Raw genomic sequence first — 23,853 nt, 5'->3', positions numbered from 1 at the left:
TTATATATACCAATGAACGAGATAATCTATTTTGGGAGGATTTACAAAATGAAATTAAACGTCAAGGTCTACTCCGATGGGGCAGAATTATCCGCTATGAAGGCTGTTGCTGCTAAGGGCTTAGTTGAAGGATTCACCACGAACCCTAGCTTGATGAAGGCTGCCGGGATTACCGACTACTTAGCCTTTGCTAAGGAAGCCGTGGCAACTTTCCCCGACCAATCGATCAGTTTCGAAGTTTTTGGGAACACACCGGAACGGATGCTGGCCGAAGCACAGACGTTAGCATCATTGGGGAAACACGTCGCAGTTAAGGTGCCAATCATTCGTGCCACTGGTGAAGACAATACCGATGTCATTTCTAAGTTATCCGATGCCGGGGTTCGTGTGAACGTCACGGCAATTACCACTTTAGAAGAAGTTCGTTGGGCCGTTGATGCCTTGAACCCAGAAGTTGGCGGGATCGTCTCCGTCTTCGCTGGACGGGTAGCCGATACCGGTGTTGATCCTTTACCATTGATGAGACAATCTGCTAACCTTTGCCACGCCAAGGCTAACATTGACTTGTTATGGGCCAGCACGCGGGAATCTATCAACATCGTTCAAGCTAATGAAACGGGCTGTGACATCATCACGGTACCCCCAAAGATCTTGAACAAGTTAGACAAGTTTGGCAAACCAGCCTTCCAAATCTCGGTTGACACGGTGAAGACTTTTGATTCCGACATCGCCGAACTCGGGTTTACGATTCCAGTAGCTGACGGCATCCAAGAATAAAATCAAAGTTATCCCTTTTATAACCTACTCGTTATCAAACGAGTAGGTTTTTAATTGCGCTGGGGCCCGTCAGTTCGCAGAAAACGCTTACTTTGAGAAAAGATGTACAAAAGGCTCGAAATTCGATAAACATAGCAGACAGAAAAAATTAAAAGTGCTAGAATATTGGTGTAATGAAATTTGTGCCGAAACTTTTGGTCTGCTAATTTTTTAAAATTAGTAACCATCGGGCCAATTCTAAAGGAGAGATTTTTCTAATGAAGAAAACCAAGATCGTAAGTACCCTTGGGCCTGCAAGTAATGACGTCGATACGATTGTTAAGTTAATCGAATCCGGTGCCAACATTTTCCGGTTTAACTTTTCTCACGGTGACCACGAAGAACATTTAGGTCGCTTGGACAAAGTTCACCAAGCCGAAAAGATTACTGGCAAGACTGTTGGTATCATGTTAGATACTAAGGGTGCCGAAATTCGGACGACCGTTGAAAAGGGCGGCAAGCTGCAATTTAGCACTGGCGACCAATTCCGGATCTCCATGGATGCCTCACTTGAAGGAACTAACGAAAAGATTGCGGTTACTTACCCAGGTCTTTACGATGACGTTCACGAAGGTGGCCACGTTCTGTTTGATGACGGTTTATTAGACACTGTTGTTGACGAAAAGGACGATGCAACTAAGGAATTAGTTGTGACTGTTCAAAACGATGGTATCTTAGGTTCCCGTAAGGGTGTTAACGCCCCTGGTGTTTCCATCAACTTACCTGGGATCACTGAAAAGGACTCAGATGACATTCGCTTTGGTTTGGACCACGAAATCAACTTCATCGCTGCTTCCTTCGTACGGAAGCCTCAAGATGTGATGGATATTCGTGAACTCCTTGAAGAAAAGCACATGGAACACGTGCAAATCTTCCCTAAGATCGAATCTCAAGAAGGTATCAACAACTTTGATGACATTATCAAGGTTTCCGATGGTTTGATGGTTGCTCGTGGTGACATGGGTGTCGAAATTCCTACGGAAAACGTACCTTTAGTACAAAAGGCTTTGATCAAGAAGTGTAACATCTTAGGCAAGCCCGTTATCACGGCTACCCAAATGTTAGACTCCATGCAAGAAAACCCACGTCCTACGCGTGCCGAAGCCTCTGACGTTGCCAACGCCGTCTTTGATGGTACTGACGCAACTATGCTTTCTGGTGAAAGTGCTAACGGTGAATACCCAGTACAAGCCGTTGCAACTATGAACCAGATCGACATCAAGGCTGAAAATGCTTTGCCAGACTTTGGTCGTGACAACTTGAACTTCGACAACGGTGACGTTACCGAATCAATCGGTGCTTCCGTTGCACGTGTTGCCAACGAATTAGGCGTTAAGACGATCGTTGCTGCTACTGAAAGTGGCTACACCGCCAAGATGATTTCTAAGTACCGGCCAAATGCTGATATCTTAGCTGTTACCTTTGATGACCGGACTCGTCGTGGTTTGATGGTTAACTGGGGTGTTTACCCAATCGTTACCGAAAAGCCAGCTAACACTGACGAAATGTTCGATCTTGCCGCAGCCAAGGCCGTTGAAACGGGCTTAGCTAAGGAAGGCGACTTAATCCTGATCACCGCTGGTGTGCCAGTCGGCGAACGCGGGACCACTAACTTGATGAAGATCCAATTGATCGGTTCAAAGTTAGTTCAAGGTCAAGGTGTCGGTGATGACACGGTTATCGGTAAGGCAATCATTGCCAACACCGCTGCCGAAGCCAACGCCAAGGTTGTTGAAGGTGGTATCTTGATTGCCAAGAACACCGACAAGGACTACTTGCCAGCTATCGAAAAGTCTAGTGCCGTTATCGTTGAAAACGGTGGGTTGACTTCTCATGCGGCTGTTGTTGGGATTTCCATGGGGATTCCTGTTATCGTTGGTGCTACTGGTGCCAGCGACAAGATCTCCGATGGTGAATTGATCACCGTTGACTCACGTCGCGGTATCGTCTACCACGGTGCTTCCAACGCGCTTTAATAAGAGATAAACCTGTTATGAAAACGGACCCTCTGTCGGGGGTCCGTTTTTTCTTTTTTTCGAAGCCCTGTGCAAGACACAAGTCGAGAAGATTGCCACGAATTTTATGAGAAAAGGTCGCTAGTTGGGGCGTTTCCGTGTAAAATAGGCATTAGACACTTTGAACGGAAAACTGGCCTCGCCAGTAGAATTGAGGAGATTATGGAAGAACTATTAGGCCGCATCGTTGCGGGTAAAGTTACCGACGAGAATGAAAAAGATTATTATGTACAAGTGGCGGGGACGACCTTCCGCTTGGATAAGGCAGAGATCAAGAAGCCGCTGAAGCTAGGGTCGGTCTTCAAGGGCTTCGCTTATGAAAATGAAGACCATGACATGCAGATTACCCGGGACGCACCCGAGGTTCAAGTGGACCATTATGGTTTCGGTACGGTTGTTCGGACCCAACGAACATTAGGCGTCTTCGTGGATGTTGGACTACCTAACAAGGACATCGTGGTGTCTTTAGATGATCTGCCAGCGATGATGGAACTTTGGCCACAACAAGGAGATCGGTTACTGATCGCCCTGCGTGAAGATAAGAAACAGCGGCTCTGGGGGGTGTTAGCCGACGGCGACATTTACCAAGCCATTGGCCAGCCTGCTAAGAAGAAGCTGCAAAATTCTAATGTCGTGGCTCGGGCTTATCAATTAAAACTGGTGGGAACGCGGGTGATGACTGACCATTACGAGTTAGGATTTATTCACCCCTCAGAACGTGAAACGGAACCTCGTTTGGGAGAAGAACTCCACGCGCGGGTGATTGGCGTTCACGATGATGGGACGTTAAACTTGTCATTACGGCCACGGACCTTCGAAGCCATTGACGACGACGCTGCCATGTTATTGGCTGCATTGGAACACAGTGGTGAAGGCTACCTGGACTTCAGCGACAAGAGCGATCCGGCTGCCATCAAGGCTTACTTTGGGATCAGTAAGGGTCAATTTAAACGGGCCATTGGGCACCTCTTGAAGGCTCGGAAGATTACCCAGCATGATGGACAACTTTGGCTAGTTAAGGATGATGAACAAGCGACAAAATAGGAGGTGACGACATGACCGAATTGACAACGCAGATTGCGGATTTTGCCCACTATCTTACGGTAGAACAGGGATTAGCAAAGAATTCGGTCACGAGTTATGTCCAGGAGTTGCGGGGATTCGCTGACTATTTGACCACGCAGCATGTGACGTCTCTGACCCAGGTCGATCGCCTACAGGTGATGGCCTATTTGGAAACGTTGACCAAGAGTGGCAAGTCGCGTAACTCCGTGATCCATGCGGTCTCGGCCTTACGAAAGACTTACCGCTACCTCGTTCAGACCCATCAAATGGCGGAGAGCCCGATGGCAAATATTGCGGCACCTAAGCATGCCGAGCATTTGCCGGCGGTCCTGACGGTGGCCGAGGTGGACCGCCTGCTGGCGGCCCCCGACACGGCGAATAAGTATGGGATTCGCGACCGTGCCATTCTCGAGGTCATGTACGCCACGGGATTGCGGGTGAGCGAGCTCGTTCACCTCAAGCTTGGCGACCTGCATCTGGAGATGGGGTTGATTCAAACCCTGGGTAAAGGGGACAAGGAACGGATCGTGCCCATTGGCGATGTCGCCAGTGACTGGATTCAACACTACTTGACCGAAAGCCGGCCACTGTTGTTGAAGCAGCGCACGAGTCCCTACCTCTTCTTGAATGCCCACGGTGGGGGCTTGTCGCGACAGTCCATTTGGCAGAAGATCAAGCGCTACGTGGCATTGGCGGATATTACCAAGGACGTCACCCCCCATACCCTGCGGCATTCTTTTGCGACGCATTTGTTGGAGAACGGGGCGGACCTACGGGTGGTTCAGGAACTCCTGGGCCACGCGGACATTACCACGACTCAGATTTACACCCATATTTCCAAGAAGCGGTTAGTGGCCGTCTATGACCAGGCACATCCGCGTGCCTAGCGGTGACCAGCGCTTTGTGGTAAAGTATAGGGACGATTTAAACGGAGGCAGACCATGTTACTGAAATATCGGAGCGATTATCAAAAGATTGCGATGGGACTCCTGAGCCTGTTGCCCACCTTTAAGGATTGGGATCGGCTACAACGGGAATTGACCTGGTATCAGAGTGATGATAGCCGGCGACTCTACCTGTGGAAGGACGATCACGATGATTTTGCTGGGGCCGTGGGGACTGAGATTCAGGGCGACTATCTGATTGTCCGGCTGGTCACTTTGACCCCAGACCAAGACCTCACCGAGAATACCTGGCAGATGCTGGACCAACTCGCAACGGCGCTACCAGATAAACGGTTAATGGGGACCCTGACGACCGCTAAGATTATTGCAAAATGGGAGTATCAACATGGACAAAGTCACACCCAGCGGTCAACCACTGATTCAGGTCAGTGATTTTGAGGGACCGCTTGATTTATTGCTTCACTTAATTAAAACCAATGAAATGGATATTTATGATATCCGGATTGCAACCATCACGAGTCAATACCTGACGTACCTGCATCAGATGCAGGTCTTGCGTTTGGATATTGCGGGGGAATACTTTGTCATGGCGGCCAACCTGATGGCCATTAAGGCCAAGTTGTTGTTGCCTAAGCCAACACTGGTGACGGACGACGATGTGGAACCCGAGGGTGATCCGCGTGAGGACCTGGTCCAACGGCTACTGGATTACCAGCGTTATAAGCAGGCTGCCCAGGAACTGAAGGTCAGAGCCCAACAGCGACAGCAACACTTTACCCGTCCGGCGATGGCTGTTCCGGACAATGTGGTCTTAACCGTGGAACCGGGGATTCAGGCCGCCGATCTCCAAACGGCCCTGGCACGACTGATTAAACGCGCGCGTATTGCCCGGCCAGTCACCCAGAGCATTCAGCAGGAACAATATACAATTAAAGAACAGATGCAGGTGGTCTTGACTCGATTAGAGCGGGCTCAGGGTCCAATGGATTTTGAACGCCTAGTGGGCCAAACCACGGTTGTCGACGAGATTGTCACGACATTCTTGGCAATCCTCGAATTGGCCCGGCAACGACAAGTGGCGCTCTCTCAGGCCAGTCGGCTGTTGCCCCTGCAAGTGAATTTCTTGAAAGCGAAAGGAAGTTATGCCACCGATGTCACCTCTGGCACAAATTGAAAGTCTCCTGTTCGTGAGTGGCGATGAAGGGATCACCGTGGCGGATTTAGCTGCGGCAACTGGCCTCTTACGACCGGCCATCCTGGCCAGTCTGGAACGGCTGGCGGAGAAATACCGGGACGATCCCGATTCAGCCCTGGAGCTGATGGTGAATGAGACCACCTACCGGCTGGTAACCAAGGCGGCGACTGGGGACCTCATCAAACGTTACTTTGAAAATCCGTTGAGTACGAGCTTGTCGCCGGCTTCCTTAGAAGTGCTCGCAATTATTGCTTACCGCCAGCCCATTACGCGTATCGAGATTGATGAGATTCGCGGGGTTCAGAGTGCCTCGACCGTGCAGAAGCTGGTCTTGCGCCGACTGATCGAAGATGCGGGACGGTTAGATGAGCCCGGTCGACCAAAGCTGTATCGGACCAGTGCCTACTTCCTGGACTATTTCGGCCTGGAAGAATTGACGGATCTGCCGCCATTACCCGCTGCGGCAACCACCGGTGACCATGCGGATGAAGACGGTGGCGACATCTTTTTAAAGGCCTTCAATCAACAACTCAATCAAGCAGGAGATGACCAATAAATGGAACGATTACAAAAAGTTTTAGCCCACGACGGGGTTGCATCACGGCGTCAGTCGGAAAAACTCATCATGAGTGGCCGAGTACGGGTCAACGGTGACGTGGTCACGGAACTTGGAACTAAGGTCGGCGTTCACGATAAAATCGTGGTGGACGGTGTGCCGGTGTCCAGCGAAGCCCCAACCTACGTCCTGTTGTACAAGCCTCGTGGGGTAGTTTCGACTGCTAACGATGAAAAGGGTCGCGAAACCGTTGTCGACCTGATCGAAAACGTACCTCAACGGATTTATCCTGTAGGCCGGTTAGATTACGATACGACGGGGCTGTTGTTGTTAACCAACGACGGTGAACTGGCCAATCGGTTGACCCATCCCAAGTACGGGGTCGAGAAGACTTACGTGGCGAAGGTCACGGGAATCCCAACCAACGATGCCTTACGTCAATTGCGTCAAGGGGTTGAGGTGGATAATATTACCTATGCACCAGCCAAGGCAAAGGTGCTGAGCACTGATGACAAGAAGCATACGGCGATTGTCTCGTTAACAATTCACGAAGGGAAGAACCATCAGGTCAAGAAGATGTTGGCTAGTGTGGGTTGTCCCGTGGAAAAGTTGAAGCGAGAAGAATATGCCAAATTGACGCTCAAGGGACTTAATCCCGGGGATTCACGTTATCTGAAGCCCGAAGAAGTGAAGGAACTCAGACGACTGACGGATCTGGCCTAAGTCAAATGATTGACAGTAACGCGCAGTATTAGTATATTTATGGTGTCAAATAATTTATGGTTCATCTTCAGGGCAGGGTGAAATTCCCGACCGGCGGTAAAGTCCGCGACCCGCGTTAAGCGGTTGATTCGGTGAAACTCCGGAACCGACAGTAAAGTCTGGTATGCAGAAGATGAGACGTTGCTCTTTGCGTAGGCCCATGTTTACGTAAAGCCAAGGTCTTACCCTTCTGTGGTGGGATCTTTTTTCGTGGTCTCACCACTGAGATGGCCGCAAGGAGGAACAGAATTATGGAAAATGTTCACAAGGGTTTAGGCGTTCGCGCGATGGTGGAAATGTCACTGTTTGCGGGGGTATCCTACATTCTCATGTTCATGTCGGTATCAATTATTCCCATTGTGCCGTACATGAAGTTGGATCTCAGTGATCTGGTGGTCTTAGTGGGACTGGGGGTCTTTGGGCCCGCGGGGGCGATTCTGATCGCCGCCCTTAAGGAACTGCTGTACTTTGTGACGACTGGGATGGACATCATGAACTTCATTGGGGTCATGACGGCCTTTATTGCTGACGTGGCTTACGTCTTGCCCATCAGTGCCGTTCTACGGCGGCAACACAAGGCTTCCATCGGGCGCCACATTCTCGCGATTATTGCGGGGACGGTGAGTCTGACGGTCGTGCTGTCACTGGCAAACTGGTGGGTCATTACGCCGCTCTATCTCAAGGTCTGGCATATGGATCTCGGACTCCCCGTAAAGCAGTTAGTGCTGCTGGGAGTGGTCCCATTCAACCTGATTAAGGGGATTGTGCTTGGGGTGTTATTTATCCCCTTGAATCGGCGATTGGCGCCCTGGATGGCTAAGCATGCGCTGTCATAAAGACGCACATAAACAATTACAGGCAAACGAGGGACTGGCAGTCGTCAGTCCTTTTTCTATGGTAAAATTAAGCGATATGAGGAGATGGTCTTTTGGAAGCGGCGGATTTAATTCAGGTTTTGACCCCACAACAAGCCCGGCGTCTGCGGGTGATCGAAAACCTCCTTCGTGGTAAAAAGACGGTCTCAACGCTTTATTGGGGACAGCGATACCAGTTATTGCCGCTTATCGGACTGGATAAGACGCTCGATCGTGGGGCGTTAGATGCTTCGGCCCGGTCGCTGGTCACCGGAGGCTTGGCAACGCTGGATGAGGAAAATGACCAGCTACGATTAACGCCGGCCGGAGTCATTGCCGCCCAACGAGATTACTATCGGCCACAAACGGCCGATCAATGGATTCAGTTGGATTTGATGGCGGCACGGCAGCGGATCCTGTTAGCCGTTCAGGTGGTTAGTGAATATACCCATGCCACTCGGCGTTACTATCCACTGATGACGGATTTGGCGACTCGTCAGGCGGTCAGAGCCTGGTTTCAACGGGTAAAATCCGACCAACTGGGTCAGCAGCTTTTACAAGCCCTGACACACGCCCTAGAACAGCTACCAGAGGAGGTTGCGGTGGTCACGACGAGTCTGTTGACTGGCTATCAGCATCCTGGGTTAACGCGAGAACAGGTCGCACAGGCGCATCAGCAGACGGCCTGGGAGGTTACCCTGATGCAACTGGATGGCCTGATGCAGATCAGTCAGGATGCTCGGGTCGCAGAGACGCCATTTACCAGTCTGCTGAATAGCCTGTGGCAATCACCGGTCACGCGGAGTGCCCAGCTGACATTAGAAGCGGTCCGGCAGACTGGCGACCTTGACCGTGTGGCGGCACAACGTCGAATTAAGTTGAGTACGGTGCGGGAGCATCTACTGGAAGCGGCCATTTTTCTCCCACTGTCGGGCTTTCCCTATGAGCAAATTCTGACACCCGAGTTATGTCGGCTTTTTGCCCAGAATTTAACGGGGGCAATCGATGACTGGCAATACACCAGTCTGCCCGCTGATTTGCAGCAGCAATATGACTTCTTTTATTTTCGGCTCTATGCCATTTGGATTGAGAAAGGGGGCGTGCTAGTCGATGGAAGAGCTAACAGCGAGTCTTAAACGGGTCTTTGGTTTTGAAGAGTTCCGAACGGGGCAGGCGGAGACTTTACGCGACCTAGAGGCGGGACAAGATGTGCTGGCCGTTCTACCGACTGGTGCCGGTAAGACACTGATCTATCAGCTCTATGGGTATCGTCATCCGGGCTGTGTCCTGATCGTATCGCCCTTATTGTCCTTAATGAATGATCAAGTGGATCGCATGCGGATGGCTGGGTTTCGCCGAGTAGCGGCAATTAATTCGCTAACCGGACGAGACGAACGCCAGGCGATCTTACGTCATTTAGGGGAGTATCAGTTTCTCTTCATGTCCCCGGAGATGTTGTCGCAGCCGACAATGCTGAGTCAACTTCGTCAGGTCGATCTCAGTCTGCTCGTCATTGATGAGGCACATTGTATCGTCCAGTGGGGGCCTGATTTCCGCCCGGAATACCTGTTATTGGGTGCTATTCGTGAGAAATTGGGGATGCCCCGGACGCTGATGTTGACGGCCACGGCGGGTAAGACGACCCGCCAGGAGATCGCCCATCAGTTACGGTGTCAGCCACAGGTTGTGGCAACTTCCGTGGATCGTCCAAATATTTTTCTGGATGTGGAAGACGTGGGCGATGGCAACGAGAAGCAGGCGCGGTTGGCCGAACTGGTAGGTAAGCTGCCAGGGCCGGGAATCGTGTACTTTTCTAGCAAGCAACTTGCCAGTGACATGGCCTTGTGGTTGCAGTCACAAACGGGCAAGGTCGTTGCGGCTTACCATGCCGGTTTAGACAATGAGTCACGGTTTAAGATTCAGCAACAATATATGGCCGGCCAATTGGATCTGATCTGTGCCACCAGTGCATTTGGGATGGGTGTCGATAAGAATGACGTTCGGTATGTGATTCACTACCACCTGCCAGCGGATATGGAAAGCTATGCGCAGGAGATCGGCCGGGCCGGTCGGGATGGTGAACCCAGTCTAGCCGTATTGTTGTATGCTCCCGGGGATGAGCAGTTACCCTTGATGCTGGGACAGGCCAATCGACCAACAGCGGTCACCGTGCATGATTACTATGCACGACCGGCGGCGTTTGATGTCAACGACCCCGGAGTACATCTCCTGGCCTTTTACCGTAATCACGGGATTAGTGAGGCGGCGGTAGTTCGGCTCTTCACACGACGGGAGCGAGAACGCAATCGGGCCTTGGCCCAGATGCTCAGCTACGTCAGAGAACCGCATTGCCTGCGTCAGAATTGGCTGAAAGCCTTCGATGAGCAGGGAACGCACAGCGATAAGTGCTGTGCGCCTAAAGCAGTGGCCCTCGATTTGGCAACCTTGGGGCTCCAACAGTCGACTCTGGCGACAGTCACTAGCACCAAAACTGCATGGCGTGACCAGCTCAGACAGCTATTTTAAGAAGATTTTAGAGAATTCAGGTTGTCGATATGGTACAATTACGGGTGAAAGTTTTTCTGGGAGGTTAGATGATGAGTCAAAAGCGTGACGATCAAACACCAAAGGAGCAAGAATCCCATCCGTGGGATCAATCGTTTGCCGATGATCGCGACGATCAGGGTAACCTGTCGCGGTCAAAGATGCGGCGGCAGAATCACAGCAATACGATGGTGACGATTATTCTCGTCGCGATTATTATCGTTATTGCAGCGGCCTCACTGGTTTATGGTTTAGCACGGCAAAGCGCGGTTAACCGGCCCGAGAATACAGAGAGCGTGGCGGCCAGTTCGTCACACTCGTCTAAGGCGGCTAAACACAAGTCGAGCAAATCCTCGGCCAGTAAAAAGTCTTCCTCAACGACTAGTAGTCGCAAGAAGAGTTCAACGTCAAATACGACTGCTAGTTCAGCAACGAAGACTAGCAGTTCTTCGGCTACCCAAGAAAGTCAAGCAGCCTCATCGTCTAGCAAGACCACGAGTAGCAGTAGTAGTACAACTGCTGGTGCCAAGTACACGACCGTTGAATCTGGCCAAGGGGTTTATCGGGTGGCGACTAACGCCGGTATCTCGGTAGACAAATTGCTAGAACTTAACGGCCTTTCCTCGGGTTCATCATTGTATCCGGGTCAGCGCTTACGGGTTAGATAAGCAAATGATTAAAATTGGATAGGGAGCTTGGTTTTCATGGATAAACAAGGTTTGCAAGTCGCAATCGACGGACCGGCATCAGCTGGTAAGAGTACGGTTGCTAAGATTGTCGCAACACGGTTCCACTACATCTACTGTGATACAGGTGCAATGTATCGGGCAATTACTTGGAAGGCGTTACAGGCAGGTGTTGCTTTGGATGACGAAGCCGCTATCAAAAAGTTGTTAGATGGCATCGTGATTCGGTTTGAACCCGGTAAGCCCGTTCAAAAGGTTTACGTGGATGATACCGAAGTGACGTTAGCCATTCGCCAACCGGATGTGACGAACGCGGTTTCTCAAGTATCCGCACTATCTGCGGTCCGTTCCGAATTGACGGAACGGCAACGGCAAATCGCCGACGCTGGAGGCATTGTCATGGATGGTCGCGACATTGGATCGACCGTTCTGCCGGACGCTGAAGTGAAGATTTTCATGGTTGCAAGCGTCGATGAACGGGCCCAACGCCGTTTGAAGGATAATGCAGCTAAGGGGATTGATACCCCATTGGCAACATTGAAGTACGAGATCGAAGAACGGGATCGCAAAGATTCTACTCGGAAGATTTCACCATTAACGCAAGCAGACGACGCAATTCGGCTCGATACGACGTCAATGTCTATCGAACAAGTGGCCGATCGAATCGCTGAAATTATTCAAGAAAAAGAATCCCTAGAGAAATAGGCATTTTACTAGCTTTTACTGGCACAATCGGCTAGAATAGTATATAGAGTTGTCGCAAGGAGGAAAAATTCGCATGAGTGAAAATGGCACGAGTCAAAACAATGAAAACAACGATTTATTGAATGCTTTAAACAGCATCGAAACCGTTAAAGTTGGTGACGTTGTTAAGGGTGAAGTCTTAGCAATTGATGATGACCAACAAGCAATCGTCGGCATTGCCGACACTGGTATTGAAGGGGTGGTTCCTAAGAAGGAATTATCAACTAAGCCAGTAGATGACATTAATACTGTAATTAAAGTCGGGGACGTTATGGACCTCGTCGTAATTTCTCGTATCGGTACCGATAAGGAAGGCGGTAGCTACTTACTGTCTCAACGTCGTTTGGAAGCCCGTAAGGTTTGGGACGACATCCAAAAGGAATTCGAAGCTGGTCATACGTTAACTGCCCCTGTTACCCAAGTGGTTAAGGGTGGGTTAGTCGTTGATGCTGGTGTGCGTGGATTCGTTCCTGCATCTATGGTATCCGACCACTTCGTTGAAGATCTTTCTCAATTCAAGGGCCAAACTCTTGAATTCAAGATCATCGAAATCGAACCTAGCGAAAACCGGTTAATCTTATCTCACCGGGCACTTGTCGAAAAGGAACGGGCAGCACAAAAGGCTGAAATCATGGCTAAGTTGACCGCCGGCGACATTGTCGAAGGTAAGGTTGCTCGTTTGACCAACTTCGGTGCCTTCGTTGACCTTGGTGGTGTTGATGGGTTGGTTCACGTTTCAGAAATCGCCTTTGAACGGGTTGAAAAGCCTAGCGATGTCTTGAAGGTGGGTCAAGAAGTTAAGGTTAAGGTCTTATCTGTAGACCCAGATCGTGACCGGATTTCCCTTTCCATCAAGCAAACGTTACCAGAACCTTGGGACGGTATCGAAGAAAAGGCACCACAAGGTAGTGTCTTGGATGGAACTGTTAAGCGTTTGACTAGCTTTGGGGCCTTCGTTGAAGTGTTCCCTGGCGTTGAAGGTTTAGTTCACATTTCCCAAATTTCTCACCAACACATCGCAACGCCTGCTGACGTTCTGAAGGTTGGTCAAGAAATCAAGGTTAAGGTCTTGGACGTTCGTCCTAACGACCACCGTTTGGCCTTATCAATCAAGGCTCTTGAAGAAAAGCCACAATCTGGCGACGACAGCAATGCTGGCGAACACCGGAGCAGCAGTAACAACAACCGTAGCCGTAACAATGGCGGTAACAACAACCGTCGTCGTAACAGCCGGAACTCTGCTGAAACTTCAACGGCTAACGCCCCAGAAGAAAGCACTGGTTTCTCTTTAGGTGATCTGATTGGTGATAGCTTAAAGAAAGATATGGAAGATAACGAAAACAACTAATACGTTTGGTTGAAATGGGTCTAGAGCGAAACTTTTGTTGGTTTCGTTCCAGACCTTTTTTCGTCACTATTTGAAATTAAAGGAGGGATTGTCGTGGCATTTCCAGTAGTTGCCATTGTCGGCCGCCCCAACGTGGGGAAGTCGACGCTATTCAACCGGATTGCCGGTGAGCGTATCTCGATCGTTGAAGATACACCGGGTGTCACTCGTGACCGGATCTATGCCGGTGGAGAGTGGCTAGGAACCGAATTCCGGATGATTGATACCGGGGGTATTGACCTCGGTGATGAACCATTCATGAATCAAATTACCCAACAAGCCGAGATCGCGGTTGAAGAAGCCGATGTGATCGTCTTTATCGTGAGCGCCCCTGAGGGTGTGACCGATGCCGATGAACGGGTTGCTAAGATCCTGTATCGGGCCGACAAGCCAGTCATTCTGGCCGTCAATAAAGCCGATAACCCTGAAGTTCGGGAGTCAATTTACGACTTCTATTCCTTAGGATTCGGCGATCCATACCCCGTTTCTGGGGTTCACGGACTTGGTTTAGGAGACTTACTTGATGCTGTTGTTAAGGAATTCCCTGACAACAGTGGTGCTCCTAAGGACGATACGATTCGTTTCAGTCTGATTGGTCGGCCCAATGTTGGGAAATCATCACTGGTTAACGCCATTCTTGGTGAAGACCGGGTCATTGTTTCTGACATTGCCGGGACCACGCGTGATGCGATTGATACCAAGTTTACCGCTGATAAGACGAAGTTCACCATGGTCGATACGGCCGGAATTCGGAAGCGCGGGAAGGTTTACGAAAACACGGAACGTTACAGTGTGATGCGGGCCATGCGAGCGATTGATAATTCCGACGTTGTCCTGATGGTCATGAATGCTGAAGAAGGTATCCGTGAACAGGATAAACGAGTTGCTGGTTACGCTCATGAGGCGGGCCGCGGGATTATTATCTTGGTCAACAAGTGGGATACCTTGAAGAAGGATAACCATACGCTGACGGACTTCCAGAACCTGATTCGACTAGAGTTCCAATACTTGAGCTACGCCCCAATTATCTTCGTTTCTGCGAAGACGGGCCAACGTTTGGAACAACTTCCGGCACTGATCAAGCGAGTCTCCGAGAACCATAATAAGCGGGTCCAATCGTCCACATTGAATGATGTGGTCATGGATGCCATTGCCGTTAACCCAACGCCTTCGGACAACGGGAAACGGTTGCGGGTTTACTACGCGACGCAGGTCGCCGTGGCCCCACCAACTTTCGTGGTTTTCGTCAACGATCCGAAAATGATGCACTTCTCTTACGAACGTTTCTTAGAAAATCAGATTCGGGAACACTTCGATTTCGAGGGAACACCGCTTCATCTGATCGAACGCGCAAGAAAGTAGGACAAAGGGCCTTAGACCGGGTCTAAGGGGGATTTTGGTGAGTTTTCACCGAAAACTCTTAATATTCGACGTTTTATTACTAAAAAATGCCGTTATCCCTTGTCATATAAGGCTTCCTGTGCTATCTTTGATTAAGAAATGATGCGGCTGACCGTATTTGTTTCATCATTTTTGGACCACTCAAAAATGACCTAGATGGTAATCATCTAATCTTCTTTGCAGGAGGTGAATTCAAACATGGCAAACAAAGCACAATTGGTTAGCGACGTTGCAACTGCAACTGGTTTAACTAAAAAAGACGCAACGGCTGCAGTTGATGCAGTCTTCGATTCTGTCCAAGCAACGTTAGCTAAAGGCGAAAAGGTTCAATTGATCGGCTTTGGTAACTTTGAGGTTCGTGAACGTGCAGCTCGTAAGGGCCGTAACCCACAAACTGGACAAGAAATCCAAATCCCTGCAAGCAAAGTACCTGCATTCAAGCCAGGTAAAGCTTTAAAGGATGCTGTTAAATAATGACTCTTCATTATTTAATCGGTAAAGGACCAGGTCGACTTTTGTCGGTCTGGTTTTTTATTGTCCAAAATTTGTGCTGGACTGAGTGTTTATAGTTTCCATGTTTGCTGGGATTGCGTATAATTAAATGCGTTGCGAATTTTAGAGAATTTAATGAAACGGGTGTAGCCGTGGCAGTGCTACACCTAACAAGCAGATTAAATGGAGGCGGGTTATGAGTTACGCACAAACAGCACTTGACCAATTGGAAAAGGGGCAGCTCGAGGATTTCAAAAAGCAGTATGCCTTGTCGCTGCGTCATGACGACGATGATACCTTATTCAGTTTGGCGGAGGAACTCTACTCACTGGGCTTTCTGAACCAGTCCCGACGCATCTATGAGAAACTTTTGAAGAAGTATCCGGACGAGGATGAGCTACGAACGAACTTAGCAGATATTGCGATTGATGAAGATAAAAATGACGAAGCCCTGGACTATTTGAACCAGGTCAACCCGGATTCACCGGCCTATGTGGAATCCTTGATGGTTGCCGCCGACTTGTATCAGACCCAAGAGCTCTTTGAGGTGAGCGAGCAGAAGCTCCTGACGGCGAAGAAATTGGCCCCAGACGAGCCGGTGATTACCTTTGCTCTGGCCGAATTGTACTTCACCATGCGTGAATTTCGGAAGGCTATTCCCTTGTACCTCGACCTGATCACCAGTGGCACGACGTCGCTCTCACAGGTTAACCTGGTGGAACGGCTAGGGGTCGCTTATGCCAACGCGGGCCGATTTGAGCAAGCCATCGGCTATCTCAAACAGATTCATCCAGGTGATATGACCCCGGATGTCAAATTTGAAACGGCATTTACCTACCTGCAATTGAAGGAACGGGCAACGGCGATTAACTTATTTAACGAATTAAAGGATAGTGATCCGCATTACACGTCACTCTATCCTTATCTGGGACAAGCCCTAGAGGACGAGAACCGGCTTCCTGAGGCCCTGAAGAGCCTCCAGGAAGGTTTGGGTGTTGACCAGTATAACGAGAAGCTCTGGCTCCAGGCGGCTCACGTGGCCACAAAATTGGACGATGAGAAGCTCGCTGAACGTTACCTGAAGAAGGGACATGAACTGGATAGCGAGGACTTAGGTGCCGTGATTCAGCTCAGTAACCTTTATGTGAAGCAGGAGCGTTGGGACGAGAATGCTGAACTTGCCAAGCCTTATTTGGCGAGTGAGGATGCCGACCCACAATTATACTGGAACCTGGCAGTGACGGCGTTAAATCAAGAGGATTATGACGCGGCACGAAAGTACTACGATGCTGCGACACCATTCTTTATGGATCAGGCCGACTTCTTAAAGCCAGCCATTTACTTTTACCGTGAGGAAGGGGCTACCGACCAAGTCGTGAAACTACTCGAGGCTTATCTGAAGGTTGTCCCAGATGATGAAGAGATGGCCTTGATGTTAGAAGGTTATCAAGAAGATTAAGAACAAAAGGGTGGCCGAGTAGGTCATCTTTTTTAATAAGTCATAACACAATAATTACTTTAACCTATGGCATTTTTAGAATCACAACCGCAAAACCCGCGGTTGCAACCCCTAAACAACAGTCGGCCCAGTTCAGTCAAAACGACCCCGTCTTTGAATTCAATTCTGCGGCCGAATCTGTTAGACTGGCATATAGAGCATTACCGACTACTATCGGCTGGAAAGGTGACGGAAAACATGCAATTGACCCACTTACCACAGGAATTCGAGCTGGCACGGCCCGTCTTACAAACTATTGAACGCGCGGGCTACGAAGCCTACTTCGTTGGCGGCAGTGTCCGTGACACCATTTTAGGGAAACCCATTCACGACGTTGATATCGCCACTAGTGCCTATCCTAATGAGATAAAGGGGCTCTTTCACCGCACCGTCGATACCGGTATCGAACACGGAACGGTTATGATTTTAGACCACGGAACCGGCTATGAAACGACGACTTTTCGGTCGGAGTCAACCTATACCGATTTCCGGCGACCGGACCAAGTAACCTTCGTTCGCTCATTGGAAGAAGATCTCAAGCGCCGAGACTTTACCATCAATGCCTTGGCAATGAAGGAAGACGGCCAAATCATTGATCTTTTCGACGGCCTCGGCGACCTGAAAAATCATCAAATTCGCGCTGTGGGCGATCCTCAGGAACGGTTCCACGAAGATGCCTTGCGCATGATGCGAGCTGTCCGCTTCGCAAGTCAACTCGACTTTAACATTGTTGAACCAACTTTGGCGGCCATCACCGATCACGCCGAACTACTTGCTAAAATTGCCGTTGAACGGACTCAAGTCGAACTTCTCAAACTCTTCACGGGTCGGACACCACAACGGGGACTGAAACCGTTCATGGAGACAGGCTTGTGGCAACATTGTCCGGACTTTGCGACGCATGAGGCCGCCTTAACTGATTTGACGCAACGCCTGACCAGTGGGGTCAGTGATGCCGAGACTGCTTGGACACTGCTCGCCACGCAATTCGACTTGCCAGTCGCTGAAGTTTCCCCATTTCTGAAACACTGGAAGACGGCCAATCAGACCATCGCCATCGTTCAGAATGCCAGCCAGATGGCACAACGCCTTCGCCAAGGGGAGCTCAATGCCTGGCAACTTTACCAGGGTGGCGCTAATTTGGCACGAGCTAATGAAGTCGCCGTCATCCTTGGCGCTCCCGATCGTGAGACCGAACTAACACAGGCCTACGCCGCACTACCCATTCATGATAAAAAACAATTAGCCGTCACGGGACGCGATCTCATGAAAGCAGGGATTCAACCCGGACCCCAATTGGGAGCGAGCCTCGGTGATCTCGAATTTCAAGTCGTCACGGGACAGTTATCTAACGACGCCGCAGCGCTAATTAAACAAGTTACTACCAACTGAATCTAAACTAAGAGAGTGAAGACAGTATGCAAACCTTACGTGGAGAGAATTTACACCGAACCTATGGTGAAAAAGTACTTTTTGATAATTTGAATTTCATCATTAATGAACACGACCGTATTGGTCTGATTGGGGTTAACGGGAGTGGGAAAACCTCGTTATTGGACACCCTAGCCGGCGTCAGCAATGACCAAACAGGGGTGATCGACACCCCTAAGGAATACAGCATCGGTTACCTCACCCAAAAACCTGCTCTCGATGAGAACTTAACGGTCATGGACGCCGTCTTTTCTGGAGACCAACCCGTCTTTAAGACCATTCGGCGTTATGAAGCCGCTCTGGCCACCTATGGGGCTCACCCAGAGGATCAAAAGGCCCTTCAACGCTATCTGGATGCTGAGGCTCAGATGAACGAAGAGGACGCCTGGACGGCCGAGAGTGACGTCAAGACTATCCTGACACAATTGAAGATAACAGACCTCTCCCAGTCGATTAAGACCATGTCCGGGGGCCAAATTAAGCGGGTTGGCTTGGCACAAGTGCTGATCCAATCGCCAGATCTACTCCTGTTAGACGAACCGACCAACCACTTGGACTTCGATTCCATTGCCTGGCTCCAACAGTATCTGAGTGCCTACAAAGGGGCCTTACTCGTCGTGACCCATGACCGGTATTTCTTGGATCAAGTTGCCAATCAGATCTGGGAACTCGACTTCGGGAAACTCTACCAATATCCTGGGAACTACCAGGATTACGTTCAAGAGAAGGCCGAACGGGTCAACCAGGAAGCCGTTGCGGATCGTAAGCAGCAGCGACTCTATCAACAGGAATTAGCCTGGATGAAGGCCGGGGCGCAAGCCCGTTCAACCAAGCAACAGGCCCGGATCAACCGCTTTAACGATCTGGAAGACAATGTGGGTACCCGTCAGGTACAGCACAATGTTGCCATTTCCTTAGGTCAACAACGTCTTGGGAAGAAGGTCATCGAACTCAAAGAGGCTTCACTGGATCTCGGTGGTCACCACATTCTCAATGACTTCAGCGACTTGATTCAGGCCGGCGAACGCATCGGGATCAGTGGCGACAATGGGGCCGGCAAATCCAGCCTCTTAAATGTCATCGCCCAGCGGCTGCCACTGGATTCCGGAACGGTGTCCATCGGCGAAACCGTCAAGATGGCTTACTATACGCAACAGATCGAACCCATTCCGGAAGATAAGCGGATGATTAACTACCTTTCCGAAGTTGGCCAAACAGTCACGGATAAGGATGGGAACGCCGTCAGTGTCACGGATCTCCTGGAACAATTCCTGTTCCCACGCTTCATGCATGGGACCCTGATTCGCAAATTATCCGGTGGGGAGAAACGCCGGCTCTACCTGTTGAAACTGCTCATGGAACAGCCAAACGTCTTACTGTTAGACGAACCAACTAATGATCTCGATATTGGGACCTTGACCGTTTTGGAAGATTACATTTCACAATTTGCCGGCACCGTTATTACGGTTTCCCATGACCGTTACTTCCTGGACAAGGTGGCCGATCGGCTTCTGATATTCAATGGGAACGCCCAGATTGACCGGTATTCCGGCCGATTCAGTACGTACCTGAACGACCGTCTGAAGGCCGATAAGGCACAGACAACCGAAAAGAAAGCACCCAAGCCTGTCGCAAAAGAAACCCCTGACAAACCTAAGAAGAAGGTCAAGCTGACCTACGCGGAACAGAAGGAATGGGAAGGTATCGAAGGCGTCATCGATGGCCTGGAAGACCAGAAATCACAGGTTAAGGACGCCATGAATGCCAATGGCGCCAACTATGACAAGTTAGCCGATCTGCAACAGCAACTAGACCAATTAGATCAACAGCTCGATGAAAAGATGGCTCGCTGGGAATATCTCAGCGAATACGCCGACTAAGGAGACGACCAGCATGTTAGAAGAGGCATACCTCAACCTTGCCAAAACTGTTTTGACGGAAGGTCACCAGAAAACCGATAGAACGGGGACTGGGACCATCAGTTTGTTTGGTTACCAGATGCGATTCAACCTGCAAGAAGGCTTTCCACTCTTAACCACGAAGAAGGTTCCCTTCGGCCTTATCAAATCGGAACTACTCTGGTTTTTAAAGGGGGATACCAATATTCGTTTTCTCCTCCAGCATCACAACCATATCTGGGACGAATGGGCCTTTCAACGGTTCATCGAGAGCCCCGACTACCATGGTCCTGACATGACCGACTTCGGACGGCGTTCACTCGTCGATTCCGACTTCAATGACCAGTACCAGGCCGAGAAGAAGGCCTTTGACGACCGAATCTTAAACGATCAAGCCTTCGGGGACCACTACGGTGATCTCGGCTTGGTTTATGGGAGTCAATGGCGTGCCTGGCAGGGACACAACGGCGAAACGATTGACCAGTTGGCCAATGTGATTCAGACGTTGCGAACGCATCCTGATTCTCGACGGATGATCGTTTCAGCTTGGAATCCCGCCGACGTGCCTTCCATGGCCTTGCCACCTTGTCACACGCTGTTCCAGTTCTACGTCAATGACGGTAAACTGAGCTGTCAGCTCTACCAACGGAGTGGGGACATCTTCCTTGGGGTGCCGTTCAACATCGCCAGTTATGCACTGCTAACGTCCTTGATTGCCAAGGAGGTTGGCCTCGAGGTCGGTGACTTTGTCCACACCTTGGGTGATGCCCACATTTACAGCAATCACATCGAACAGGTTAAGACCCAGCTGGCACGGACGCCGAAAGCGGCGCCTAAGCTGTGGCTGAATCCAGATAAGTCCAGTATCTTCGATTACGACATGCACGACATCAAGGTCGAAGGTTACGACCCAGCACCCGCAATTAAGGCCCCTGTGGCCGTCTAAGACAGGAGGACCCACCTATGCTGATCTTCTTATGGGCGGAGGGTAACCAGGGCGTTATCGGCCAAAATGGCCAGCTCCCTTGGCATCTGCCGGCCGACATGCATTTCTTCAAGACCGTGACGACCGGGAACACCATTTTGGCAGGGTCACGGACCTATGCCTCGTTTGGCCGGCCGTTACCCAATCGCCAAAATATCGTGATCACTCACCAGGACCGTACCAACTTTCCCGCAGAGGTCATCGTGCTTGATAGCATCGATGCCGTTCGGCAGTATGCCGCAACCCATCGGCAAGACAAGCTCTTCGTCGTGGGTGGGGCCCAGATCTTTGAAGCCTTACTGCCCGATGTCGATCAGCTCTATCGCACCGTGATTGAGGCTGACTTTGCCGGGGATACCTGGATGCCCGCGATTGATTATAGTCAATTCAAGTTGACTGCGACGCAGCCTGGCGTCCGAAACGAGAAGAATCCTTATGAGTATCGGTTCGAACAATACCAGCGCTATTCAGTGAAATAAGCCAATAAAATGACCCCCTGAATTGGATCTTCTCCAGTTCAGGGGGTCATTTTATCGACATCACTTGGCTCCTACAAATCTACCAACATGGAATACTTGGTAAAGTGTTCAAATTTATCATTATCTGGTATCAAAATGCTTAATCGAGCAGGTGCACTTCTGTATTTATAATTAGCAGAAGGGGTTGTAAAATAGAATTTTGCAATCTTACTTTTGCCATCGCCCAGTTCCTTCATCGTATAGCGAGTTCCGTTGGCGTTTTTCATCCACTGACTCATATTACTAAAACCATACGGAATATTAATCCAAATGCTTTCGAGAATGTTGGAGTTCCCTTTTATTGCCCCATAATTCCCGGGGGCCAATTGCTTAATTCGCATCGTCACAGTAGCACGTTTTTCATCAGCACCGGTTGACGTCACGACCTTTAAAACCTTGAACCTAACTTGTGGGGCATTTACCCACTCGTTTTGAGAAAATATTTTTTCACTCACAGGATGCTTAGGCCCATTGTTTATTCTTGTATATTGCCAAACGCCTAGACTGATTAAGCTCAAAGCTACGAGGGCCATGAGACTATACAGTGTTAAATTACGCTTCTTCATTTACTTTGCCAGCCTTTACCTTTATTCGCTGTGAGGTGATGTTTTCTAAAAATTCCCGATCGTGAGATGTAATTAGAAATGTTGATCCCATCACATTCATCTCACGAATGTAGGTGGTTAATTTCTGGATACTTTCTTCATCCAGCGCATTAGTGGGTTCGTCTAGGACAATTAATTCACAGTTTCCTAACATTGCTTGCGCGATACCCAGTTTTTGTTTCATACCTAGCGAAAACTTTCTAACCCGATTCTTTTTATCAGTAGGCAAGTCGAATTTAGTCAGTAAGTGTAGAATGCTGTCTTCATTGACAGGCCCTTGTAATCTCGCAATGAGCTCAAGATTTTTAAATGCTGAAAATTCTTCTATGATGCTGGGAGATTCAATCAATGCACCGGATCTAACCGGGAATCGACTGCTTACTGATACCAATTCACCATTAACCTTAACTTCACCAGTCGTTTTGATTAATCCTAAAATGGATTTTAGAATCAAGGTTTTGCCAGAGCCGTTGATTCCTTCTAAAGTTGTGATGCTACCTTTTCTTACAGTCAGGGAGACATTGTCCAGCAATGTCCGACCCTTGATGACTTTACTGACATTCGTCAACTCGATTAAGTTCATTATTTTCTCTCATTTCATTTCAAATTTTCCATAGATTAACACATACGCAACACACAGCAGTAGGGAACCAACTATCAGTTCAACAATTGCTGTCTGCGGCATTACCGTTCTTCTTGTAGCCATTGTCAGATTTAAGGGATTCAGCCTATTTACCGAAAAGGCGGTGTAAACAACAAGAAGTATTGGTGCCAGTAAGAGGAAGATTCTATTGATCCAGCCACACAACTGTTGAATGACAAGAATCGATAGTAGTGACAGAAACAGGATAAAATTAAATGATAAATACTGTTCAATCAAATGGTGTTTTAAAAAGTCAGTGAACCCTAGAGAGTTGAGATCAACTAGTGTCGTGGTTAGCTGGATTACCCCAATGTATCCTAAGACTAGTGAGATTAAAAAAGATAAATTGACTAGTCCTACCTGACTTTTGGTGAATCTCTGGCCTTTAATTTGGGACAGTAACTTTTGGTGAACTTGATTAAAACTATCACCTACAATAAATAGGGGTAACGTTAGTAATAGCATCCAGAAAATAGGCAGGTAGGGGTGCCCGGCCTGAATCATTTCAAAGCTTGGACCATTCGTCGGCATTTCTAGAATAGAATTGTAAGCATGAAATCGTATACTCAAGATAATAATCGTCACGACGTAAATGCCAGTAAGCCATAAAAAACGCTGAAGCACATGTGACATTAAGTATTTGAATTGTACATACATCAATCTGGTCACTTAATAATCCCTACCTTTTACAATGGCATTTAAAATTGCTGAAATAATTCCAAGCATTAGCAACAAACTAAGACAACTAGTCAATTTTACTAATGGCGTTTCAAAATGGGAGATTGCAAGAATTATCCGAACACTTATTAGAACCTCATCTGTTCCCAGAAGACCTCTAATGGTGTACGCCAAT

24 protein-coding genes and 1 riboswitch are annotated in these 23,853 nt (G+C 49.2%); of the genes, 21 read left to right on the top strand and 3 right to left on the bottom strand.

The window, feature by feature from the left end; all coding sequences use genetic code 11:
• Nucleotides 1-48: 48 nt before the first annotated feature.
• The 21 genes from OCU14_RS00120 (at nt 49) to OCU14_RS00020 (ending at nt 21,713) form a co-directional block, all read left to right on the top strand.
• Nucleotides 49-777 (top strand): transaldolase, encoded by a 729-nt coding sequence (locus tag OCU14_RS00120; RefSeq protein WP_261809237.1) that lies wholly within the window; start codon nt 49-51, stop codon nt 775-777.
• A gap of 257 nt (nt 778-1,034) precedes the next feature.
• A complete protein-coding gene (pyk, locus tag OCU14_RS00115) occupies nt 1,035-2,792 on the top strand; it encodes a pyruvate kinase (RefSeq protein WP_261809236.1) in 1,758 nt (585 codons plus the stop codon).
• Between the two features lie 201 nt (nt 2,793-2,993).
• Entirely contained in the window at nt 2,994-3,875 is an 882-nt protein-coding gene (locus OCU14_RS00110) for a CvfB family protein (protein WP_261809235.1), read from the top strand.
• Between the two features lie 11 nt (nt 3,876-3,886).
• Nucleotides 3,887-4,783, top strand: a complete 897-nt coding sequence (gene xerD / locus OCU14_RS00105) for a site-specific tyrosine recombinase XerD (protein ID WP_261809234.1) — start codon at nt 3,887-3,889, stop codon at nt 4,781-4,783.
• 54 nt (nt 4,784-4,837) lie between these two features.
• The gene (locus OCU14_RS00100; protein ID WP_261809233.1) at nt 4,838-5,233 is read left to right on the top strand and encodes an N-acetyltransferase; all 396 of its coding nucleotides are present in this window, start codon (nt 4,838-4,840) and stop codon (nt 5,231-5,233) included.
• A complete protein-coding gene (locus OCU14_RS00095) occupies nt 5,187-5,975 on the top strand; it encodes a segregation and condensation protein A (protein WP_261809232.1) in 789 nt (262 codons plus the stop codon). Before OCU14_RS00100 ends, OCU14_RS00095 begins: the two co-directional genes overlap by 47 nt.
• The gene (gene scpB, locus OCU14_RS00090; protein ID WP_261809231.1) at nt 5,953-6,552 is read left to right on the top strand and encodes an SMC-Scp complex subunit ScpB; all 600 of its coding nucleotides are present in this window, start codon (nt 5,953-5,955) and stop codon (nt 6,550-6,552) included. The genes OCU14_RS00095 and scpB overlap by 23 nt, the downstream gene beginning before the upstream one ends.
• Nucleotides 6,553-7,275: a pseudouridine synthase gene (locus OCU14_RS00085; RefSeq protein WP_261809230.1), complete on the top strand. Its 723-nt coding sequence runs from the start codon at nt 6,553-6,555 to the stop codon at nt 7,273-7,275.
• Nucleotides 7,276-7,334: 59 nt separating this feature from the next.
• A riboswitch (FMN riboswitch) is annotated at nt 7,335-7,453 on the top strand.
• Between the two features lie 112 nt (nt 7,454-7,565).
• Entirely contained in the window at nt 7,566-8,150 is a 585-nt protein-coding gene (locus tag OCU14_RS00080) for an ECF transporter S component (protein ID WP_261809229.1), read from the top strand.
• Nucleotides 8,151-8,242: 92 nt separating this feature from the next.
• Nucleotides 8,243-9,304 carry a helix-turn-helix domain-containing protein gene (locus OCU14_RS00075; RefSeq protein ID WP_261809228.1) on the top strand — a complete coding sequence of 354 codons (1,062 nt, stop codon included), beginning with the start codon at nt 8,243-8,245 and terminating at the stop codon, nt 9,302-9,304.
• Nucleotides 9,279-10,694, top strand: a complete 1,416-nt coding sequence (locus OCU14_RS00070; protein ID WP_261809227.1) for a RecQ family ATP-dependent DNA helicase — start codon at nt 9,279-9,281, stop codon at nt 10,692-10,694. The genes OCU14_RS00075 and OCU14_RS00070 overlap by 26 nt, the downstream gene beginning before the upstream one ends.
• A gap of 71 nt (nt 10,695-10,765) precedes the next feature.
• Nucleotides 10,766-11,380, top strand: a complete 615-nt coding sequence (locus tag OCU14_RS00065; protein ID WP_261809226.1) for a LysM peptidoglycan-binding domain-containing protein — start codon at nt 10,766-10,768, stop codon at nt 11,378-11,380.
• A gap of 36 nt (nt 11,381-11,416) precedes the next feature.
• Complete coding sequence (gene cmk / locus OCU14_RS00060) at nt 11,417-12,103, top strand: (d)CMP kinase (RefSeq protein WP_125572892.1); 687 nt, start codon at nt 11,417-11,419, stop codon at nt 12,101-12,103.
• 73 nt (nt 12,104-12,176) lie between these two features.
• A complete protein-coding gene (rpsA, locus tag OCU14_RS00055) occupies nt 12,177-13,490 on the top strand; it encodes a 30S ribosomal protein S1 (protein ID WP_261809225.1) in 1,314 nt (437 codons plus the stop codon).
• Nucleotides 13,491-13,583: 93 nt separating this feature from the next.
• Nucleotides 13,584-14,891 carry a ribosome biogenesis GTPase Der gene (gene der / locus OCU14_RS00050; protein ID WP_057878912.1) on the top strand — a complete coding sequence of 436 codons (1,308 nt, stop codon included), beginning with the start codon at nt 13,584-13,586 and terminating at the stop codon, nt 14,889-14,891.
• 237 nt (nt 14,892-15,128) lie between these two features.
• Nucleotides 15,129-15,404 (top strand): non-specific DNA-binding protein Hbs, encoded by a 276-nt coding sequence (gene hbs / locus OCU14_RS00045; protein ID WP_011667553.1) that lies wholly within the window; start codon nt 15,129-15,131, stop codon nt 15,402-15,404.
• Nucleotides 15,405-15,618: 214 nt separating this feature from the next.
• Nucleotides 15,619-16,881 (top strand): tetratricopeptide repeat protein, encoded by a 1,263-nt coding sequence (locus OCU14_RS00040; protein WP_261809224.1) that lies wholly within the window; start codon nt 15,619-15,621, stop codon nt 16,879-16,881.
• Between the two features lie 237 nt (nt 16,882-17,118).
• Nucleotides 17,119-18,312: a CCA tRNA nucleotidyltransferase gene (locus tag OCU14_RS00035; RefSeq protein WP_261809223.1), complete on the top strand. Its 1,194-nt coding sequence runs from the start codon at nt 17,119-17,121 to the stop codon at nt 18,310-18,312.
• A gap of 26 nt (nt 18,313-18,338) precedes the next feature.
• Nucleotides 18,339-20,231 carry an ABC-F family ATP-binding cassette domain-containing protein gene (locus tag OCU14_RS00030; protein WP_261809222.1) on the top strand — a complete coding sequence of 631 codons (1,893 nt, stop codon included), beginning with the start codon at nt 18,339-18,341 and terminating at the stop codon, nt 20,229-20,231.
• A 13-nt stretch (nt 20,232-20,244) separates the two neighbouring features.
• Complete coding sequence (locus tag OCU14_RS00025; RefSeq protein WP_261809221.1) at nt 20,245-21,195, top strand: thymidylate synthase; 951 nt, start codon at nt 20,245-20,247, stop codon at nt 21,193-21,195.
• 17 nt (nt 21,196-21,212) lie between these two features.
• Nucleotides 21,213-21,713 carry a dihydrofolate reductase gene (locus OCU14_RS00020; protein WP_261809220.1) on the top strand — a complete coding sequence of 167 codons (501 nt, stop codon included), beginning with the start codon at nt 21,213-21,215 and terminating at the stop codon, nt 21,711-21,713.
• 71 nt (nt 21,714-21,784) lie between these two features.
• On the opposite strand, the gene OCU14_RS00015 is transcribed toward OCU14_RS00020, so the two are convergent.
• The 3 genes from OCU14_RS00015 to OCU14_RS00005 form a co-directional block, all read right to left on the bottom strand.
• Nucleotides 21,785-22,318 (bottom strand): hypothetical protein, encoded by a 534-nt coding sequence (locus tag OCU14_RS00015; protein WP_261809219.1) that lies wholly within the window; start codon nt 22,316-22,318, stop codon nt 21,785-21,787.
• Nucleotides 22,305-22,940, bottom strand: coding sequence for an ATP-binding cassette domain-containing protein (locus OCU14_RS00010; RefSeq protein WP_261809218.1), 636 nt, complete (start codon nt 22,938-22,940; stop codon nt 22,305-22,307). The genes OCU14_RS00015 and OCU14_RS00010 overlap by 14 nt, the downstream gene beginning before the upstream one ends.
• Before the next feature lie 729 nt (nt 22,941-23,669).
• Nucleotides 23,670-23,853 (bottom strand): hypothetical protein (locus OCU14_RS00005; protein ID WP_261809217.1); only part of this gene is annotated, 184 nt, incomplete at its 5' end.

Origin of the sequence: Levilactobacillus humaensis, assembly GCF_024345185.1 — a bacterium.
Classification (GTDB): Bacteria; Bacillota; Bacilli; order Lactobacillales; family Lactobacillaceae; genus Levilactobacillus; species Levilactobacillus humaensis.
This window is presented reverse-complemented; position numbering and strand designations above follow the sequence as displayed.

What these genes read in the sequence shown, in the direction of transcription:
- OCU14_RS00120 (WP_261809237.1), top strand. Translation starts at nt 49, where the DNA reads ATGAAATTAAACGTCAAGGTCTACTCCGATGGGGCAGAATTATCCGCT.
- pyk (WP_261809236.1), top strand. Translation starts at nt 1,035, where the DNA reads ATGAAGAAAACCAAGATCGTAAGTACCCTTGGGCCTGCAAGTAATGAC.
- OCU14_RS00110 (WP_261809235.1), top strand. Translation starts at nt 2,994, where the DNA reads ATGGAAGAACTATTAGGCCGCATCGTTGCGGGTAAAGTTACCGACGAG.
- xerD (WP_261809234.1), top strand. Translation starts at nt 3,887, where the DNA reads ATGACCGAATTGACAACGCAGATTGCGGATTTTGCCCACTATCTTACG.
- OCU14_RS00100 (WP_261809233.1), top strand. Translation starts at nt 4,838, where the DNA reads ATGTTACTGAAATATCGGAGCGATTATCAAAAGATTGCGATGGGACTC.
- OCU14_RS00095 (WP_261809232.1), top strand. Translation starts at nt 5,187, where the DNA reads ATGGACAAAGTCACACCCAGCGGTCAACCACTGATTCAGGTCAGTGAT.
- scpB (WP_261809231.1), top strand. Translation starts at nt 5,953, where the DNA reads ATGTCACCTCTGGCACAAATTGAAAGTCTCCTGTTCGTGAGTGGCGAT.
- OCU14_RS00085 (WP_261809230.1), top strand. Translation starts at nt 6,553, where the DNA reads ATGGAACGATTACAAAAAGTTTTAGCCCACGACGGGGTTGCATCACGG.
- OCU14_RS00080 (WP_261809229.1), top strand. Translation starts at nt 7,566, where the DNA reads ATGGAAAATGTTCACAAGGGTTTAGGCGTTCGCGCGATGGTGGAAATG.
- OCU14_RS00070 (WP_261809227.1), top strand. Translation starts at nt 9,279, where the DNA reads ATGGAAGAGCTAACAGCGAGTCTTAAACGGGTCTTTGGTTTTGAAGAG.
- OCU14_RS00065 (WP_261809226.1), top strand. Translation starts at nt 10,766, where the DNA reads ATGAGTCAAAAGCGTGACGATCAAACACCAAAGGAGCAAGAATCCCAT.
- cmk (WP_125572892.1), top strand. Translation starts at nt 11,417, where the DNA reads ATGGATAAACAAGGTTTGCAAGTCGCAATCGACGGACCGGCATCAGCT.
- rpsA (WP_261809225.1), top strand. Translation starts at nt 12,177, where the DNA reads ATGAGTGAAAATGGCACGAGTCAAAACAATGAAAACAACGATTTATTG.
- hbs (WP_011667553.1), top strand. Translation starts at nt 15,129, where the DNA reads ATGGCAAACAAAGCACAATTGGTTAGCGACGTTGCAACTGCAACTGGT.
- OCU14_RS00040 (WP_261809224.1), top strand. Translation starts at nt 15,619, where the DNA reads ATGAGTTACGCACAAACAGCACTTGACCAATTGGAAAAGGGGCAGCTC.
- OCU14_RS00035 (WP_261809223.1), top strand. Translation starts at nt 17,119, where the DNA reads ATGCAATTGACCCACTTACCACAGGAATTCGAGCTGGCACGGCCCGTC.
- OCU14_RS00030 (WP_261809222.1), top strand. Translation starts at nt 18,339, where the DNA reads ATGCAAACCTTACGTGGAGAGAATTTACACCGAACCTATGGTGAAAAA.
- OCU14_RS00025 (WP_261809221.1), top strand. Translation starts at nt 20,245, where the DNA reads ATGTTAGAAGAGGCATACCTCAACCTTGCCAAAACTGTTTTGACGGAA.
- OCU14_RS00020 (WP_261809220.1), top strand. Translation starts at nt 21,213, where the DNA reads ATGCTGATCTTCTTATGGGCGGAGGGTAACCAGGGCGTTATCGGCCAA.
- OCU14_RS00015 (WP_261809219.1), bottom strand. Translation starts at nt 22,318, where the DNA reads ATGAAGAAGCGTAATTTAACACTGTATAGTCTCATGGCCCTCGTAGCT.
- OCU14_RS00010 (WP_261809218.1), bottom strand. Translation starts at nt 22,940, where the DNA reads ATGAACTTAATCGAGTTGACGAATGTCAGTAAAGTCATCAAGGGTCGG.